At 71.8% G+C, this 13,658-nt stretch carries 9 protein-coding genes; 3 read left to right on the top strand and 6 right to left on the bottom strand.

Annotated features, from left to right (window positions below):
- Positions 1 to 52: 52 nt before the first annotated feature.
- Entirely contained in the window at positions 53 to 3,427 is a 3,375-nt protein-coding gene (locus ACIBI4_RS32675; protein ID WP_399207822.1) for a molybdopterin-dependent oxidoreductase, read from the top strand.
- Between the two features lie 50 nt (positions 3,428 to 3,477).
- Here ACIBI4_RS32675 and meaB read toward each other — a convergent pair whose 3' ends face one another.
- From meaB to ACIBI4_RS32655, 4 genes are all read right to left on the bottom strand, one after another.
- Entirely contained in the window at positions 3,478 to 4,461 is a 984-nt protein-coding gene (meaB, locus tag ACIBI4_RS32670; RefSeq protein WP_399207821.1) for a methylmalonyl Co-A mutase-associated GTPase MeaB, read from the bottom strand.
- Between the two features lie 3 nt (positions 4,462 to 4,464).
- Positions 4,465 to 6,648, bottom strand: coding sequence for a methylmalonyl-CoA mutase (gene scpA, locus ACIBI4_RS32665; RefSeq protein ID WP_399207820.1), 2,184 nt, complete (start codon positions 6,646 to 6,648; stop codon positions 4,465 to 4,467).
- Complete coding sequence (locus ACIBI4_RS32660; RefSeq protein ID WP_399207819.1) at positions 6,648 to 8,462, bottom strand: methylmalonyl-CoA mutase family protein; 1,815 nt, start codon at positions 8,460 to 8,462, stop codon at positions 6,648 to 6,650. Before ACIBI4_RS32660 ends, scpA begins: the two co-directional genes overlap by 1 nt.
- A 157-nt stretch (positions 8,463 to 8,619) precedes the next feature.
- Positions 8,620 to 9,030: a DUF3224 domain-containing protein gene (locus ACIBI4_RS32655; protein ID WP_399207818.1), complete on the bottom strand. Its 411-nt coding sequence runs from the start codon at positions 9,028 to 9,030 to the stop codon at positions 8,620 to 8,622.
- Between the two features lie 94 nt (positions 9,031 to 9,124).
- Here ACIBI4_RS32655 and ACIBI4_RS32650 point away from each other — a divergent pair, with 94 nt between their 5' ends.
- Positions 9,125 to 10,264 (top strand): winged helix DNA-binding domain-containing protein, encoded by a 1,140-nt coding sequence (locus ACIBI4_RS32650; RefSeq protein WP_399207817.1) that lies wholly within the window; start codon positions 9,125 to 9,127, stop codon positions 10,262 to 10,264.
- 12 nt (positions 10,265 to 10,276) lie between these two features.
- On the opposite strand, the gene ACIBI4_RS32645 is transcribed toward ACIBI4_RS32650, so the two are convergent.
- Together ACIBI4_RS32645 and ACIBI4_RS32640 are read right to left on the bottom strand one after the other, a co-directional pair.
- Positions 10,277 to 10,927 carry a LysE family translocator gene (locus ACIBI4_RS32645; protein ID WP_399207816.1) on the bottom strand — a complete coding sequence of 217 codons (651 nt, stop codon included), beginning with the start codon at positions 10,925 to 10,927 and terminating at the stop codon, positions 10,277 to 10,279.
- Between the two features lie 191 nt (positions 10,928 to 11,118).
- Positions 11,119 to 11,988 (bottom strand): LuxR C-terminal-related transcriptional regulator, encoded by an 870-nt coding sequence (locus ACIBI4_RS32640; RefSeq protein ID WP_399207815.1) that lies wholly within the window; start codon positions 11,986 to 11,988, stop codon positions 11,119 to 11,121.
- Positions 11,989 to 12,113: 125 nt separating this feature from the next.
- Here ACIBI4_RS32640 and ACIBI4_RS32635 point away from each other — a divergent pair, with 125 nt between their 5' ends.
- Positions 12,114 to 13,655 carry an AMP-binding protein gene (locus ACIBI4_RS32635; protein WP_399207814.1) on the top strand — a complete coding sequence of 514 codons (1,542 nt, stop codon included), beginning with the start codon at positions 12,114 to 12,116 and terminating at the stop codon, positions 13,653 to 13,655.
- Positions 13,656 to 13,658: the final 3 nt, after the last annotated feature.

Genomic DNA, 13,658 nt, shown 5'->3' with positions numbered 1-13,658 from the left:
AAACGGTGTGCAATGAGAGGAGCAGCTTCCCTCAAGGTCGATGGGAGTCCCCGTGGCCACCCCTGCCGTCGTCGAAAAGCGCGGTTACTGCACGCAGTGCAAGTCCCGCTGCGGAGCGATCTTCACCGTCGAGAACGGCCGGCTCACCGGCGTACGCCCCGACCCCGACCACCCGACGGGCGCCGCGCTCTGCCCCAAGGGCCGCGCCGCCCCGGAGATCGCCCACAGCACGCGCCGTCTGACCACGCCTCTGCGCCGCACCACCCCCAAGTCGGATCCCGACCCGGGCTGGGAGCCGGTCACCTGGGACGAGGCCCTCGACGACATCGCGGCCCGGCTCACCGCCATCGCCGCCGAGACCGGCCCCGAGTCCGTGGCCTTCGGCGTGGCCACCCCCAGCGGCACGATGGTCGCGGACGCCACCGAGTGGATCGAACGCTTCGTCCGCGGCTTCGGCAGCCCGAACACCGTCTACAGCGCCGAGCTGTGCAACTGGCACAAGGACTTCGCGCACGCCTTCACCTTCGGCACCCCGCTGCCCCCGCCGGACTACGCGCACGCCGACCTCGCCCTCCTGTGGGGCTTCAACCCGGCCAAGACCTGGCTCTCGCAGTCCGCCGGCGTCTCGGCCGCGCAGGCCCGCGGAATGAAGCTCGCCGTGGTCGACCCGCGGCGCTCCACCAGCGCCCTGCAGGCCGACCACTGGCTGCGCATCCGCCCCGGCACCGACGCCGCACTCGCCCTGGGCCTCGCCCACCTCCTCATCGAACACGGCTGGTACGACGAGGAGTTCGTCCGTACGTGGACCAACGGGCCGCTGCTCGTACGGGAGGACGACGGCCGCTTCCTCCAGGCCGCCGACCTCGCGGACGGCGCCGAAGGGTACGTCGTCTGGAACGAGGAGACCGGCGCCGCGGAGACCTACGACACCCGACGCGCGGCCGGCCGCCCTGAACGCTTCGCCCTGCGCGGCACCCACTACGTCCCGACGCGCACCGGCGGCGTCACCTGCGTCCCCGCCTTCCAGCACTACGCGCGGGCCTGCGCCGAGTGGACCCCGGCACGCGTCGCCCGCACGACCTGGATCCCCGAGCGCGCGATCCGGGACCTCGCCGAGCAGATCGGCCGCGCCGAGTCGGTGACGTACTACGGCTGGACCGGCGTCGCCCAGAGCGAGAACGCCTCGCAGACCGAACGCGCCCTCGCCACCCTCTACGCCCTCACCGGCTCCTACGACACCAAGGGCGGCAACCACGTCGTACCCCCGCCGCCCTACCGCCCCGCCGCAGGACGGCTGACCCCCGAGCAGGGCGCCAAGGCCCTCGGCCTTGACCGGCACCCGCTCGGCCCGCAGGCCTCCGGCTACATCAACGCGGGCGACCTGTGCCGGGCCATCGAGGACGGACAGCCCTATCCCGTACGGGCGTTGATGGGCTTCGGCTCCAACCTCGTCGTCGCCCAGCCCGACTCCGAACGGGTCGCGAAGGCGCTGCGCCGGCTCGACTTCCAGGTGCACGTCGACCTCTTCGAGAACCCCACGAGCGCGTCGGCCGACTACCTGCTGCCGGCCGGCAGCGCCTACGAGCACGAGGCCCTGCGCTGCGGCTTCGAGATCGGCCACCGCGCACAGGAGCAGGTGCAGCTGCGGCCGCGGATGGTCGAACCGCAGAGCGAGGCGCGTTCCGACACCGAGGTGGTGTTCGCGCTGGCGGGCCGCATGGGCATGGGGGAGCTGTTCTTCGGCGGGGACATCGAGGCCGCCTGGGACTGGCAGCTCGCCCCGCTCGGCCTCACGGCCGCCGCCCTGCGCGAGAAGCCCGGCGGCGTCCGCATCCCGCGCCCCGTCAAGTACCGCAAGTACGCGGAGCCGTCCGAGGACGGGGTCACCGGATTCGCCACGCCGACCCGCCGCGTCGAGCTGTACTCGCAGCGGCTCCTGGACCACGGCTACCCCGCCGTGCCCGCGCACCGCGAACCGGCCGCCCCCGAGCCCGCCTTCCCGCTCGTGCTCACCAACGCCAAACACGGCTACTTCCTGCACAGCCAGCAGCGCGGCCTCACCACCCTGCGCCGCCGTGCCGCCGACCCGTGCCTCGACCTCAGCCCCGAGACGGCCGCCGCCCGCGGCATCGCGGAAGGCCAGTGGGTGGAACTCGCCACCCGCCGCGGCTCGATCCGGCTGCGCGCCCGCTTCGACGACTCCCTGCACCCGTCCGTCGTCGTCGGCGAATACGGCTGGTGGCAGTCCGCCACCGACCTCGCCCTGCCGGCGAGCGACCCCCTGAGCCCGCTCGGCTCCAATTACAACCGGCTCGTCGACCACTCCGCGACCGACCCGCTCAGCGGCTCCACGCCGCTGCGCGCCCAGGTGTGCGAGGTACGGCCGCTGTCCGGCGACGCGGCCTGGACGGGCCGCCGCAGCTTCACTGTCACGGCCTGCGGCGAGGAGGGCCGCGGTGTGCGCACGCTGTCGCTCGCCCCCGCGGACGGCGGCCCGCTGCCCGACTACCGGCCGGGCCAGCATCTGACCGTACGCGCGGAAGGCACCGACCTCGCCCGTTCCTACTCCCTGACGGGACCGGCCCGCGACGCCGACCGCGCCGTCTACACCCTCGCCGTCCGCCGGATCGCCGAAGGCGCGTTCTCCACGTACGCCCATGACGAGCTGCGCATCGGCGACCGGCTCGAACTCGACGCACCCGGCGGGGTGTTCAGCATCCCCACGGACACCGACACCCCCGTGGTCCTGATCGCCGGCGGCATCGGCATCACACCGTTCCTCAGTTATCTGGAGACCCTCGCCGCGACCGGCGGCACCGTCCCCGAGGTCCATCTGCACTACGGCAACGCGCACGGCGAGGACCACCCTTTCCGCGAGCGGCTGCGCGCACTGGGAGCGCGGCTCCCGCAGTTGCGGATCGTCGACCACTACGCGAACCCCCTCCCGTACGAGAAGGAGGGCCGCGACTTCGGCCGGCGCGGCTACATCACGGCCGACGCCATCGCGCCCGCCTCGCTGGTCGAACGCCGCGCCCGGTTCTACTTCTGCGGGCCCGAGCCGATGATCGAGGCGCTGACCGCGGGGCTGCGGGAGCTCGGCGTGCCGCGCTTCGAGATCTTCAGCGAGAAGTTCCGCCCGGCGCAGCGCGAGGTCACCGTCCCCGAAGGCGCCCGTTTCACCGTGCGGTTCGCCCGCTCCGGACACGAGGCGGAATGGACGGCGGGCGACGGCACACTCCTCGAACTGGGGGAGCGGGCCGGCGTGAAGATGAACTCGGGCTGCCGGGTCGGCCAGTGCGAGAGCTGCGCGTGCACGGTCCTGAAGGGAGAGGTCGCCCACCGGGTCACCCCGTCCGACGACCTCCCGCCGACGGACGCGCTGACGTGCCAGTCGGTACCGATGTCGGACGTGGTCCTGGACGTATAGGGCCGGCCCGGCTGCGCCCGTCAGCGTTCGGTAGCGCCCGTCAGTGCCCGTCAGCCGGACCCGAACGCCCGCAGAATCCGCTCCGCCGCCAACGTGGGCGTCAACTCGCCTTCACGCACCCGCCGTTCAAGATCCGGCGCCTGCGCCCGCACCGCCGGATCCGAGTGCAGCCGGCCGAGCAACTCCTCGCGGACCATCGACCACGTCCAGTCGACCTGCTGCGCCCGCCGCTTCTCGACCAGCCGACCCGTCGACTCCAGCAGAGTCCGGTGCTGCTCCAGCCGGTCCCAGACCGTGTCCAGCCCCGCCGACTCCCGCGCACTGCACGTCAGGACCGGCGGAGTCCAGGCGGCGTCCGCGGAGTGCATCAGCCGCAGTGCGCCCGCCAGTTCCCGCGCCGCCGCCTTCGCGTCACGCTCGTGCGGACCGTCCGCCTTGTTGATGGCGAGGACGTCGGCCAGTTCCAGGACGCCCTTCTTGATGCCCTGCAGCTGATCGCCGGTCCGTGCCAGGGACAGCAGCAGGAACGAGTCGACCATGTTCGCGACCGCCGTCTCCGACTGTCCGACGCCCACCGTCTCGACGAGGACGACGTCGTAGCCGGCGGCCTCCATGACCACCATCGACTCGCGGGTCGCCTTGGCGACGCCGCCCAGCGTGCCCGCCGAGGGCGAGGGCCGGACGAAGGCGGCCGGGTCCACCGACAGGCGCTCCATCCGGGTCTTGTCGCCCAGGATCGACCCGCCCGTGCGGGTCGACGACGGGTCCACGGCGAGGACCGCGACCCGGTGCCCGAGCCCCGTCAGCATCGTCCCGAACGCGTCGATGAACGTCGACTTGCCGACCCCGGGCACCCCGCTGACACCGATCCGCCGCGCCTTGCCGGAGTGCGGCAGAAGCGCGGTCAGGAGCTCCTGCGCCAGCGCCCGGTGCTGGGGCCGGGTGGACTCGACGAGCGTGATCGCGCGCGCGACGAACGCCCGCTTCCCGTCGAGCACACCCTTGACGTACGCATCAAGATCGACTGTTTTCATCCGTTACGCGGCCTCGTGGCCCAGCTCCCTCGCCAACCGCTCCACCAGGTCGTACGCCGCGTCGGGGATGACCGTCCCGGGCGGGAAGACCGCCGCCGCGCCCATCTCCAGGAGCGTCGGGACGTCCTGCGGCGGGATCACACCGCCGACCACGATCATGATGTCCTCGCGGCCCTCCTCGGCGAGCGCCTCGCGCAGCGCCGGGACGAGCGTGAGGTGCCCGGCGGCCAGTGAGGAGACACCCACGATGTGCACATCCGCCTCGACGGCCTGACGGGCGACCTCGGCCGGCGTCTGGAAGAGCGGGCCGACGTCGACGTCGAAGCCCAGGTCGGCGAAGGCCGTCGCGATGACCTTCTGGCCGCGGTCATGGCCGTCCTGGCCCATCTTGGCGACCAGGATGCGGGGCCGGCGGCCCTCGGCCTCGTCGAAGGCATCGACCAGGGCACGGGTGCGGTCCACGTTCGCCGACTCTCCTGCCTCGTTGCGGTACACGCCGGAGATCGTACGGATCTGGCCCGCGTGCCGGCCGTACACCTTCTCCAGCGCGTCGGAGATCTCGCCCACGGTGGCCTTGGCGCGTGCCGCGTTCACGGCGAGTTCGAGGAGGTTGCCCTCACCCGCGGCCGCGCGGGTCAGCGCTTCCAGCGAGGACTGGCAGGCCTGCTCGTCCCGCTCGGCGCGCAGCCGCCGCAGCTTCTCGATCTGCTGGGCGCGCACCGAGGAGTTGTCGACCTTGAGGACCTCGATGGCCTCGTCGTTCTCGACCCGGTACTTGTTCACGCCGATCACCGGCTGGCGTCCGGAGTCGATCCGGGCCTGGGTGCGCGCCGCCGCTTCCTCGACGCGCAGCTTCGGGATGCCCGCGTCGATGGCCTGTGCCATACCGCCCGCGGCCTCGACCTCCTGGATGTGCTGCCAGGCACGCCGCGCCAGGTCGTACGTCAGCTTCTCGACGTACGCGCTGCCGCCCCACGGGTCGATGGTGCGCGTGGTGCCCGACTCCTGCTGGAGCAGCAGCTGGGTGTTGCGGGCGATGCGCGCCGAGAAGTCGGTGGGCAGCGCGAGCGCCTCGTCCAGCGCGTTGGTGTGCAGCGACTGGGTGTGCCCCTGCGTGGCCGCCATGGCCTCGACGCACGTACGCGTCACGTTGTTGAACACGTCCTGCGCGGTCAGCGACCAGCCCGAGGTCTGCGAATGGGTGCGCAGGGAAAGGGACTTGGAGTTCTTCGGGTCGAACTGCTTCACCAGCTTCGCCCACAGCAGGCGCGCGGCGCGCAGCTTGGCGACCTCCATGAAGAAGTTCATACCGATCGCCCAGAAGAAGCTGAGCCGCGGCGCGAACGCGTCGACGTCAAGGCCCGCTTCCTTGCCCGCGCGGATGTACTCGACGCCGTCCGCGAGCGTGTAGGCCAGCTCCAGATCGGCCGTCGCACCGGCCTCCTGGATGTGGTAGCCCGAGATGGAGATCGAGTTGTAGCGCGGCATCCGCTGCGAGGTGTACGCGAAGATGTCGGAGATGATCCGCATCGACGGCTTCGGCGGATAGATGTAGGTGTTGCGGACCATGAACTCCTTGAGGATGTCGTTCTGAATGGTCCCCGCGAGCTTCTCGGGCGGTACGCCCTGTTCCTCGGCCGCCACGATGTACAGCGCGAGGATCGGCAGCACCGCGCCGTTCATCGTCATCGACACGGTCATCCTGTCCAGCGGGATGCCGTCGAAGAGCTGCCGCATGTCGAGGATCGAGTCGATCGCCACACCCGCCATGCCGACGTCACCGGTCACCCGCGGGTGATCGCTGTCGTAGCCGCGGTGCGTGGGCAGGTCGAAGGCGACGGACAGCCCCTTCTGGCCGGCCGCGAGGTTGCGGCGGTAGAAGGCGTTGGACTCCTCGGCCGTGGAGAAACCGGCGTACTGCCGGACCGTCCAGGGCTGGTTCACGTACATCGTCGGGTACGGGCCGCGCAGATACGGGGCCATACCGGGACGCGTACCGAGGAAGTCGAGGCCCTCCAGGTCCTCGCCCGTGTACAGCGGCTTGACCGCGATGCCCTCCGGGGTCTCCCAGAGCAGCTCGCTGTCGTCCTTGCCGGTGGACTCCTCGACAGCCTTGCGCCACGCGGCCGTCGACGCGTCCGGCGCGGGGCTCCCGAGTGCGATCCCGGAGAAATCGGGGATGGACATCAGGACACTCCCAGACGGTCGAGGGCGGAGGAGAGCACGTCCACGGCGTTGCAGCCCGCGAAGACATAGGAGTCGACGCCCTCGTACGAGGCGGGCTTCCCGGCGAGGAAGACGAACCCGGCACCGGCCGCGCGCAGCTCGGCGGCGGCCGCGGCGGCCTGCTCCTCGTACAGTCCGTCGCTGGAGCACAGGCAGACGATCCGCGCGCCGCTGCCCGCGAACTCCGCGGGGGCACCGGTGACGGGCTCGATGCCGCCCGCCTGGAACAGGTTCGCGGCGAAGGTGGCACGGGCGGTGTGCGCGGCGGCGGGGCCGAGCGTGGCGAGGAAGACCTTCGGGCGTTCCCCGTGCTCCCGCAGATGGTCGTCGGAACGGGCGCGCAGATCCTCGTACGCCTCGTCCCTGCTGACCCGCACAAGCCCCCCGGCGGGAACGGCGGGCGCGGGCTCGCGCTCGACCGGCTTCTCGGCGAGGTGCGGGAACTCGCTGACGCCCGTGATGGGCTCCTTGCGGGTGGCCAGCTTGCGGCTGCGCACCGACCAGGTCTCGGCGATCCGCTCGCGGAGCATCCCGCCGCGCAGCGCCTCGGCCTGACCGCCCGTGCGCTCGATCTCCTGGAAGAACGCCCAGCCCGCCTCGGCGAGTTGGTCGGTGAGCTCCTCCACGAACCAGGAGCCGCCCGCCGGGTCGATCACCCGGGCGAGGTGGGACTCCTCGAGGAGGATCGTCGAGGTGTTGCGGGCGATCCGGCGCGCGAACGCGTCCGGCAGTCCGAGAGCGTGGTCGAAGGGGAGCACGGTCACCGACTCGGCGCCGCCCACACCTGCCGCCAGGGTGGCGACCGTGGTGCGGAGCATGTTCACCCACGGGTCGCGGCGGCTCATCATCACCGACGAGGTCACCGCGTGCTGGCTCTGTGCGCCCTCGGCGCCGCAGACCTCGGCGACCCGGGCCCAAAGGCGCCGCGCCGCGCGGAACTTGGCGATGGTCAGGAACTGGTCGGCGGTGGCCGCGTAACGGAACTCCAGCTGCCCGGCGGCCTCCTGGACGCTCAGACCTGCATCGGTCAGCTGCCGCAGATACGCCACGCCGGTCGCCAGCGAGGCGCCCAGCTCCTGCCCGGCCGAGGCACCGGCCTCGTGGTACGGCAGGGCGTCCACGGTGAGCGCCTTCAGACCCGGGTAACCGGCGGCGAGCTGCGCCGCGTACTCCGCGACCGGCGCGAAGTCCTGGACGCGGCCCGTCCGCGCCTCGTAGCCGAGCGGGTCGCCACCGAGGCTGCCGCGGATGTCGGCGGCCGGTGTGCCGCGTTCGGTGTGCAGCCGCAGCAACTCGCGCGCGGCCTGTGGGAACTGGGCCCCCGAGTCGAGCGCGATGGGCGCGAGATCGAGGTAGACACCGTCGAGCGCGCGCGCCAGGCCGTCGACGGGCAGTCCGCCCTCACCGACGACGAGCCACAGCGACGTGACCCCGTTCTCCAGGTCGCCGAGCAGCGCCTCGTTCGCGCGGACCGGATCGGGCTGTGTGTGCCGCTGGCGTACGTCCCAGCCGGCGGCCGCGGTGCCCTCGGGGCGGGCGCCGCGGGTGTACGGCGCGAAACCGGGCAGGCCGGGCGCCGTATCGGCAGAGGTGTACAGAGGGCGGGTGGTGAGCCCGTCCTCGAGCTGGGTGGAGAGGGCATCCTCGGCTGCGTCGCCCGAGACTTCCTTGCCCGACTTGCGCAGTACGCCTTCCACGAGGCGCTGCCACTGCTCATGGGTCGCATCAGGGAACTCGGCGGCCAGGGAGAGCCCATCGTCAGGCAGGACCGTCATGCTCGGATGTTAGCCGCCGTTAGCAAAGGAGCAGCAGAGGGCAAGGCTGTGACCTTGCCCTCTCCGGGTGGGTCTTGATCCTTGAGGCGTTCTGCACTACTGGCTGGTAACAAGCGGTCTGCCGGTGCCACGCGCCCGCTCTCCACCCGATCCGCCCCTACCCGATCTCGTAGTCGAACCAGATCCGATGCGTCCCGTCCTCGTCGACTGCGATCCCGCCCGTGCCGCCGATCCCGGTGAGCTCGCCGGTGCTGCTCGCCGGGACGATCACGAAGTACTCACCGAGCCGGGAGACGTCGCCGGTCGTGGTGGCCGCGTGCGCGAAGTTGAAACTGCCCTCGCGCCCGTCCACCGAGCCCTCGAAGGATTCCATCGCCACATATGTGCCCACGCCCTTCTCGTCGTCGTACGCCGCCGTGAAAAGGGTTGTGGAACGGCCCGTGATCGCGCCCTCGAAGTGCTTCTCCATCGTGGCGACCCCGGTCGGCACCGCCGTGCTCACCTCGCCGGGCACGGTGACCTCGGCCGGGACGAAGGACTTCACTGTGAAGGTTCCTGAAGCTCTCATGCGGCCGATCGTAGGGGCGGCCACTGACAACGGGCCGCAGCCGACGCCGGGTTGAGGACCGCCGTTGTCCGCAAGCGCCGCTACCGTGCAGGACATGACGGCAGCCAAGAAGGCCCACGGCCCGGTGCTCACCACCCGCGCGCTCAACCGCGCCTCCCTCGACCGCCAGCTGCTGCTGCGGCGGCACCCGATGAAGCCCGCGGACGCGGTCGCGCATCTGCTCGGACTCCAGGCGCAGAACGTCAAGCCGCCCTATTACGCGCTCGCGGCCCGCTTGGCGGACTTCGCGCCCGAGGAGTACTCGCGCCTGATGGAGGACCGCGAGCTGGTGCGCATCGTCACCATGCGCTCGACGATCCACGCCCACACCGCCGACGACGCCCTCGCGCTGCGCGGTCTCGTCCAGCCGGCCCGGACCCGCGAGCTGGGCCAGTTCCGCAAAGGGCTCGTCGGCGTCGACCTCGACGAGGTCGCCGTACGCGCCAAGGAACTGGTCGATGCCGAGCCGCGCACGCTCAAGCAGCTCCGCGAGGAACTCCTCAAGGTGTGGCCCGAGGCCGATCCGCAGGCCATCGGTGTCGCGGCCCGCTGCATGCTGCCACAGGTCCAGGTCACGCCGCGCGGGCTGTGGCGGCGCAGCGGCCAGGTCGCGCTGACGTCCCTCGTGCACTGGCTCGGCCGGGACGACATGCCGCCCGCCACGCCCGACGCCACCGTCCTGCGCTACCTCGCCGCGTTCGGACCGGCCTCCGTCAAGGACTTCCAGACCTGGTGCGGGCTGACCCGGATGCGCGAGGTCTTCGAGCGGCTGCGCCCCGGCCTGCTCACCTTCCGCGACGAGAAGGGCGTCGAGCTCTTCGACCTGCCGGACGCCCCGCGCCCCGACGAGGACACCCCCGCACCGGCCCGGCTGCTCCCCGAGTACGACAACCTGCTGCTCTCGCACGCGGACCGCAGCCGCTTCGGCCCGTCCGAGTACAAGGGCCGCACCTGGGACGGCAACTACGCGTACAGCATCTTCATGGTCGACGGCTTCCACGCGGGCGTCTGGAAACTGACCGAGGACAAGGACGCCGCCACCGTCACCTTCGAGGCCTTCGGGAAGCTCACCAAGGCCCAGCGCGCCGAGCTCGAATCCGAGGCGGCCCGGCTGCTCGAAGGGCCGATGGGCACGGGAGTTCCGTACGACATCCGTTACGCGCAGGTGGTCGGCACACAAAGGACAGGGGCATAGCGGCGGGCCGGTCTACTCGGCCCGCCCCGTAGCGGCGACCGTCACTCCGAGCCCGATCATCGCGAAGCCGCCCGCGCCGCCGATCATCGACAGGCGGCGGTCCGAGCGGGCGAACCAGGTGCGGGCGGCCGCGGCGGTCAGGCCCCACAGGGTGTCGGTGATCAGGCCGATGCAGATCGGGACCAGGCCGAGGACGAGCATCTGGGCGGGCAGGCCGCCGGCGGAGTGGTCCACGAACTGGGGGAGCACGGCGGCGAAGAAGACGATGCCCTTCGGGTTGGTGACGCCCACGATCACGCCGTCCACGACCGTCCGCAGATCCCCGCGGCGCTCGCCCTCGCCGGCGGCCGCGCGGATCGTGGCGGCCTTCATGTCCGCGCGGTGCCGGTACGCCTGCACACCCAGGAAGATCAGATACGCGGCCCCCGCGAGCTTCACCGTCACGAACACCGCGACCGAGCGCTCCACGAGCGTGCCGACGCCGAGCGCCACCGCGACCACGAGCAGATACGAGCCGACGACGTTGCCGAGCACGGTCGCCAGGGCCGTACGGCGGCCGTGCGCGAGCGCCCGGCCGATCACGAACAGCACGCTCGGCCCGGGAATCACGATCACCAGCAGGGACATCGCGGCGAACGCGAGCAGCCGGTCCATGGACACCATGTCCTCACCCCCGCCGCGATGCTAGGCGAGGAACGGGGACGGATGTCAGACCCCGGGGCACGGTCGTCCGACGGCAACGGTGCCCGTCAGCAGCGGCCCTCCGTCAGCCGGAGCAGATCCCCGCAGGAGCCGGCAGATCCCCGCGTCGGACTGTAGATCCCTGCGTCAGACGGCAGATCCCCGCGGGCACCTCACGGCAGCAGCCCCGCCCGCCGTGCCGCCACCACGGCCTCCCAGCGTGAGCGCGCCCCCAACTTGCGCATCGCCGAGCGCAGATAGCCCTTCACCGTCTCCGCACCGAGCCCCAGGTGTCCGGCCGCCGCGGCGTTGGTCGCGCCCAGTGCCACGCACGCGAGGACATCCAGTTCGCGCGGGGCCAGCCGTACCTCCGGCGAGGGCTGCGCCTCGGCCGGCGGCGCCAGTTTGCCGTGCAGTCGCTCCAGTTCGGCCCGTAGCTGCGGGTCCCCGATCCGCGGGGCGAGCGCCCGCAGCGCGCTGTGCGCCTCCCGCACGCGCTCCCACGCGTCCGCGCCCGCCGCCGGCTCGCGGGCCGCCAGCAGGAGCGCGAGCGCCTCCTCGCGTACGACCAGGGCCTGCTCCACGTCGCGGGCCGCCGCGACCGCCGCCGTCAGGACCCGCTCGCCCAGCGGCTGCGGGGAGCGCAGCGCCCCGTACAGGACGCCGCGGACCCGGCGGCGGACGATCACCGGGACCGCGAGGACCGAGCGGACGCCCTCGGCCGCCACCTGAGCGTCGTACTCGTGACTGATGTGCCGCGCCGCCGGGTAGTCGACCACGGCACACGGCCGCGCGAGCGCCACCGCCTTGCCGCCGAGCCCCGTCCCCGCCGCGACCACCACACCGGACAGCGCGTCGGAGAAGCCGCCGCTGACCTCGTCGATCCGGATCCGCCCGCGCTGCACCTGGGAGCCGGCCGCGGGGCCGGGCCGTTCGAGGAGCAGCCCGCCGAACGCCAGCGGCAGCCCGGTGTCCCGGCGCAACCGCGTCAGCGCCGACCGCAGTTCGAACGCGTCGGCTCCCTGCCCCTCGTACCCCGTCACCTGCCGGACCTCTCTCGACCTTCTCCCCGACGCACCTTTCGTAGGGCTGGTGGGACGGGGGTTTCACACCACAGGATGCTACGGAGAACGCACCGACCGTCGCACCGGATCACAGGAGATACGACATGCGGATGCCGATGACCGTCGCGGACTTCCTCCACCGGGCGGAGGCGGGCTTCGCCGGCAGTCCCGGTGTGATCGACGAACCGGACCAGCCCGCGTCCGCCGTGCCCGACCAGACCTACGGCCGCCTGGGCGAGCGGGTGCGGGCCTGGCAGGCCGGGTTCGACCGGCTGGGGATCGGCGAGGGCGAGCGGGTGGCCGTCGTCAGCCACAACTCCTCACGGATGCTCGAACTGCTCTTCGCGGTGCCGATGAGCGGACGGATCGCCGTCCCCGTCAACTTCCGCCTCAAGCCCGAGGAGACCGAGTACATCGTCCGGCAGAGCGGCGCCTCGGCCGTGCTGATCGACCCGGAGCTCGACGCATCCCTCGTCTCCGTGAAGGCGAAGCACCGCTTCGTGCTCGGAGAGCAGACCGAGAACGAGCTGATGCGTTTCGGCGTCGAGCCGCGGCCCTGGGCGCGCCCCGACGAGGACGCGACCGCCACCATCAACTACACCTCCGGAACCACCGCACGTCCCAAGGGCGTTCAGCTCACCCACCGCAACATCTGGGTCAACGGCCTCACCTTCGGCCTGCACACCCGTGCCTGGGAGCGCGACGTGTACCTGCACACGCTGCCGATGTTCCACTGCAACGGCTGGGGCATGCCCTTCGTCATGGCCGGGCTCGGCGCCAAGCAGGTCGTCCTGCGCAAGGTCGACGGCACGGAGATCCTGCGCCGCGTCGAGGAGCACGGCGTGACCCTGATGTGCGGTGCGCCCGCCGTGTGGAACGCGGTGCTCGGCGCGGCCGCCGACTGGCAGGGCGAGATCCCCGGCCGCGACAAGGTACGGATCGTCTGCGCGGGCGCCCCGCCGCCCAGCCGGACGATCCAGCGCGTCGAGGAGGAACTTGGCTGGGAGTTCACCCAGATCTACGGGCTCACGGAGACCTCTCCGCTGCTCACCTTCAACCGCACCCGCCCCGAGGACGACGCGCTCCCCGCCGAGGAGCGGGCCCGCAGACTGTCCCGGGCCGGACTCCCCGCCCTCGGCGTACGCCTCGAAGTCGCCGGTTCCGGCGAGGTCCTGGCCCGGTCCAACGTCGTCCTCGACGGCTACTGGGACAAGCCCGAGGAGACCGAGGCGGCCCTGGAGGGCGGCTGGTTCCACACCGGGGACGGCGGCGTGATCGACGAGGACGACGGCCATCTGACCATCTCCGACCGCAAGAAGGACGTCATCATCACGGGCGGCGAGAACGTCTCGTCGATCGAGGTCGAGGACACCGTCTTCAGCCACCCCGCCGTCGCCGAGGTCGCGGTCATCGGCGTCCCGCACGAGAAGTGGGGCGAGACCATCAAGGCGCTCGTGGTCCTGGAGGAGGGCGCCATGGCCACGGAGGCGGACCTGATCGCCCACTGCAAGGAACGCATCGCGGGCTACAAGGCGCCCACGTCGGTGGAGTTCCGCATGTCGATCCCGCGGACGGCCACCGGGAAGATCCAGAAGTTCAAGCTGCGGGAGCCGTACTGGGCGGGACAGGACCGGCAGATCAACTGAGCC

It is taken from the genome of Streptomyces sp. NPDC050418, assembly GCF_044458745.1.
Classification (GTDB): Bacteria; Actinomycetota; Actinomycetes; order Streptomycetales; family Streptomycetaceae; genus Streptomyces.
The sequence above is the reverse complement of the archived record's forward strand: the minus strand, read 5'-3'. Positions and strand labels throughout refer to the sequence as shown.

What these genes read in the sequence shown, in the direction of transcription:
- meaB (WP_399207821.1), bottom strand. Translation starts at nt 4,461, where the DNA reads ATGAAAACAGTCGATCTTGATGCGTACGTCAAGGGTGTGCTCGACGGG.
- scpA (WP_399207820.1), bottom strand. Translation starts at nt 6,648, where the DNA reads ATGTCCATCCCCGATTTCTCCGGGATCGCACTCGGGAGCCCCGCGCCG.
- ACIBI4_RS32660 (WP_399207819.1), bottom strand. Translation starts at nt 8,462, where the DNA reads ATGACGGTCCTGCCTGACGATGGGCTCTCCCTGGCCGCCGAGTTCCCT.
- ACIBI4_RS32655 (WP_399207818.1), bottom strand. Translation starts at nt 9,030, where the DNA reads ATGAGAGCTTCAGGAACCTTCACAGTGAAGTCCTTCGTCCCGGCCGAG.
- ACIBI4_RS32650 (WP_399207817.1), top strand. Translation starts at nt 9,125, where the DNA reads ATGACGGCAGCCAAGAAGGCCCACGGCCCGGTGCTCACCACCCGCGCG.
- ACIBI4_RS32645 (WP_399207816.1), bottom strand. Translation starts at nt 10,927, where the DNA reads ATGGTGTCCATGGACCGGCTGCTCGCGTTCGCCGCGATGTCCCTGCTG.
- ACIBI4_RS32635 (WP_399207814.1), top strand. Translation starts at nt 12,114, where the DNA reads ATGCGGATGCCGATGACCGTCGCGGACTTCCTCCACCGGGCGGAGGCG.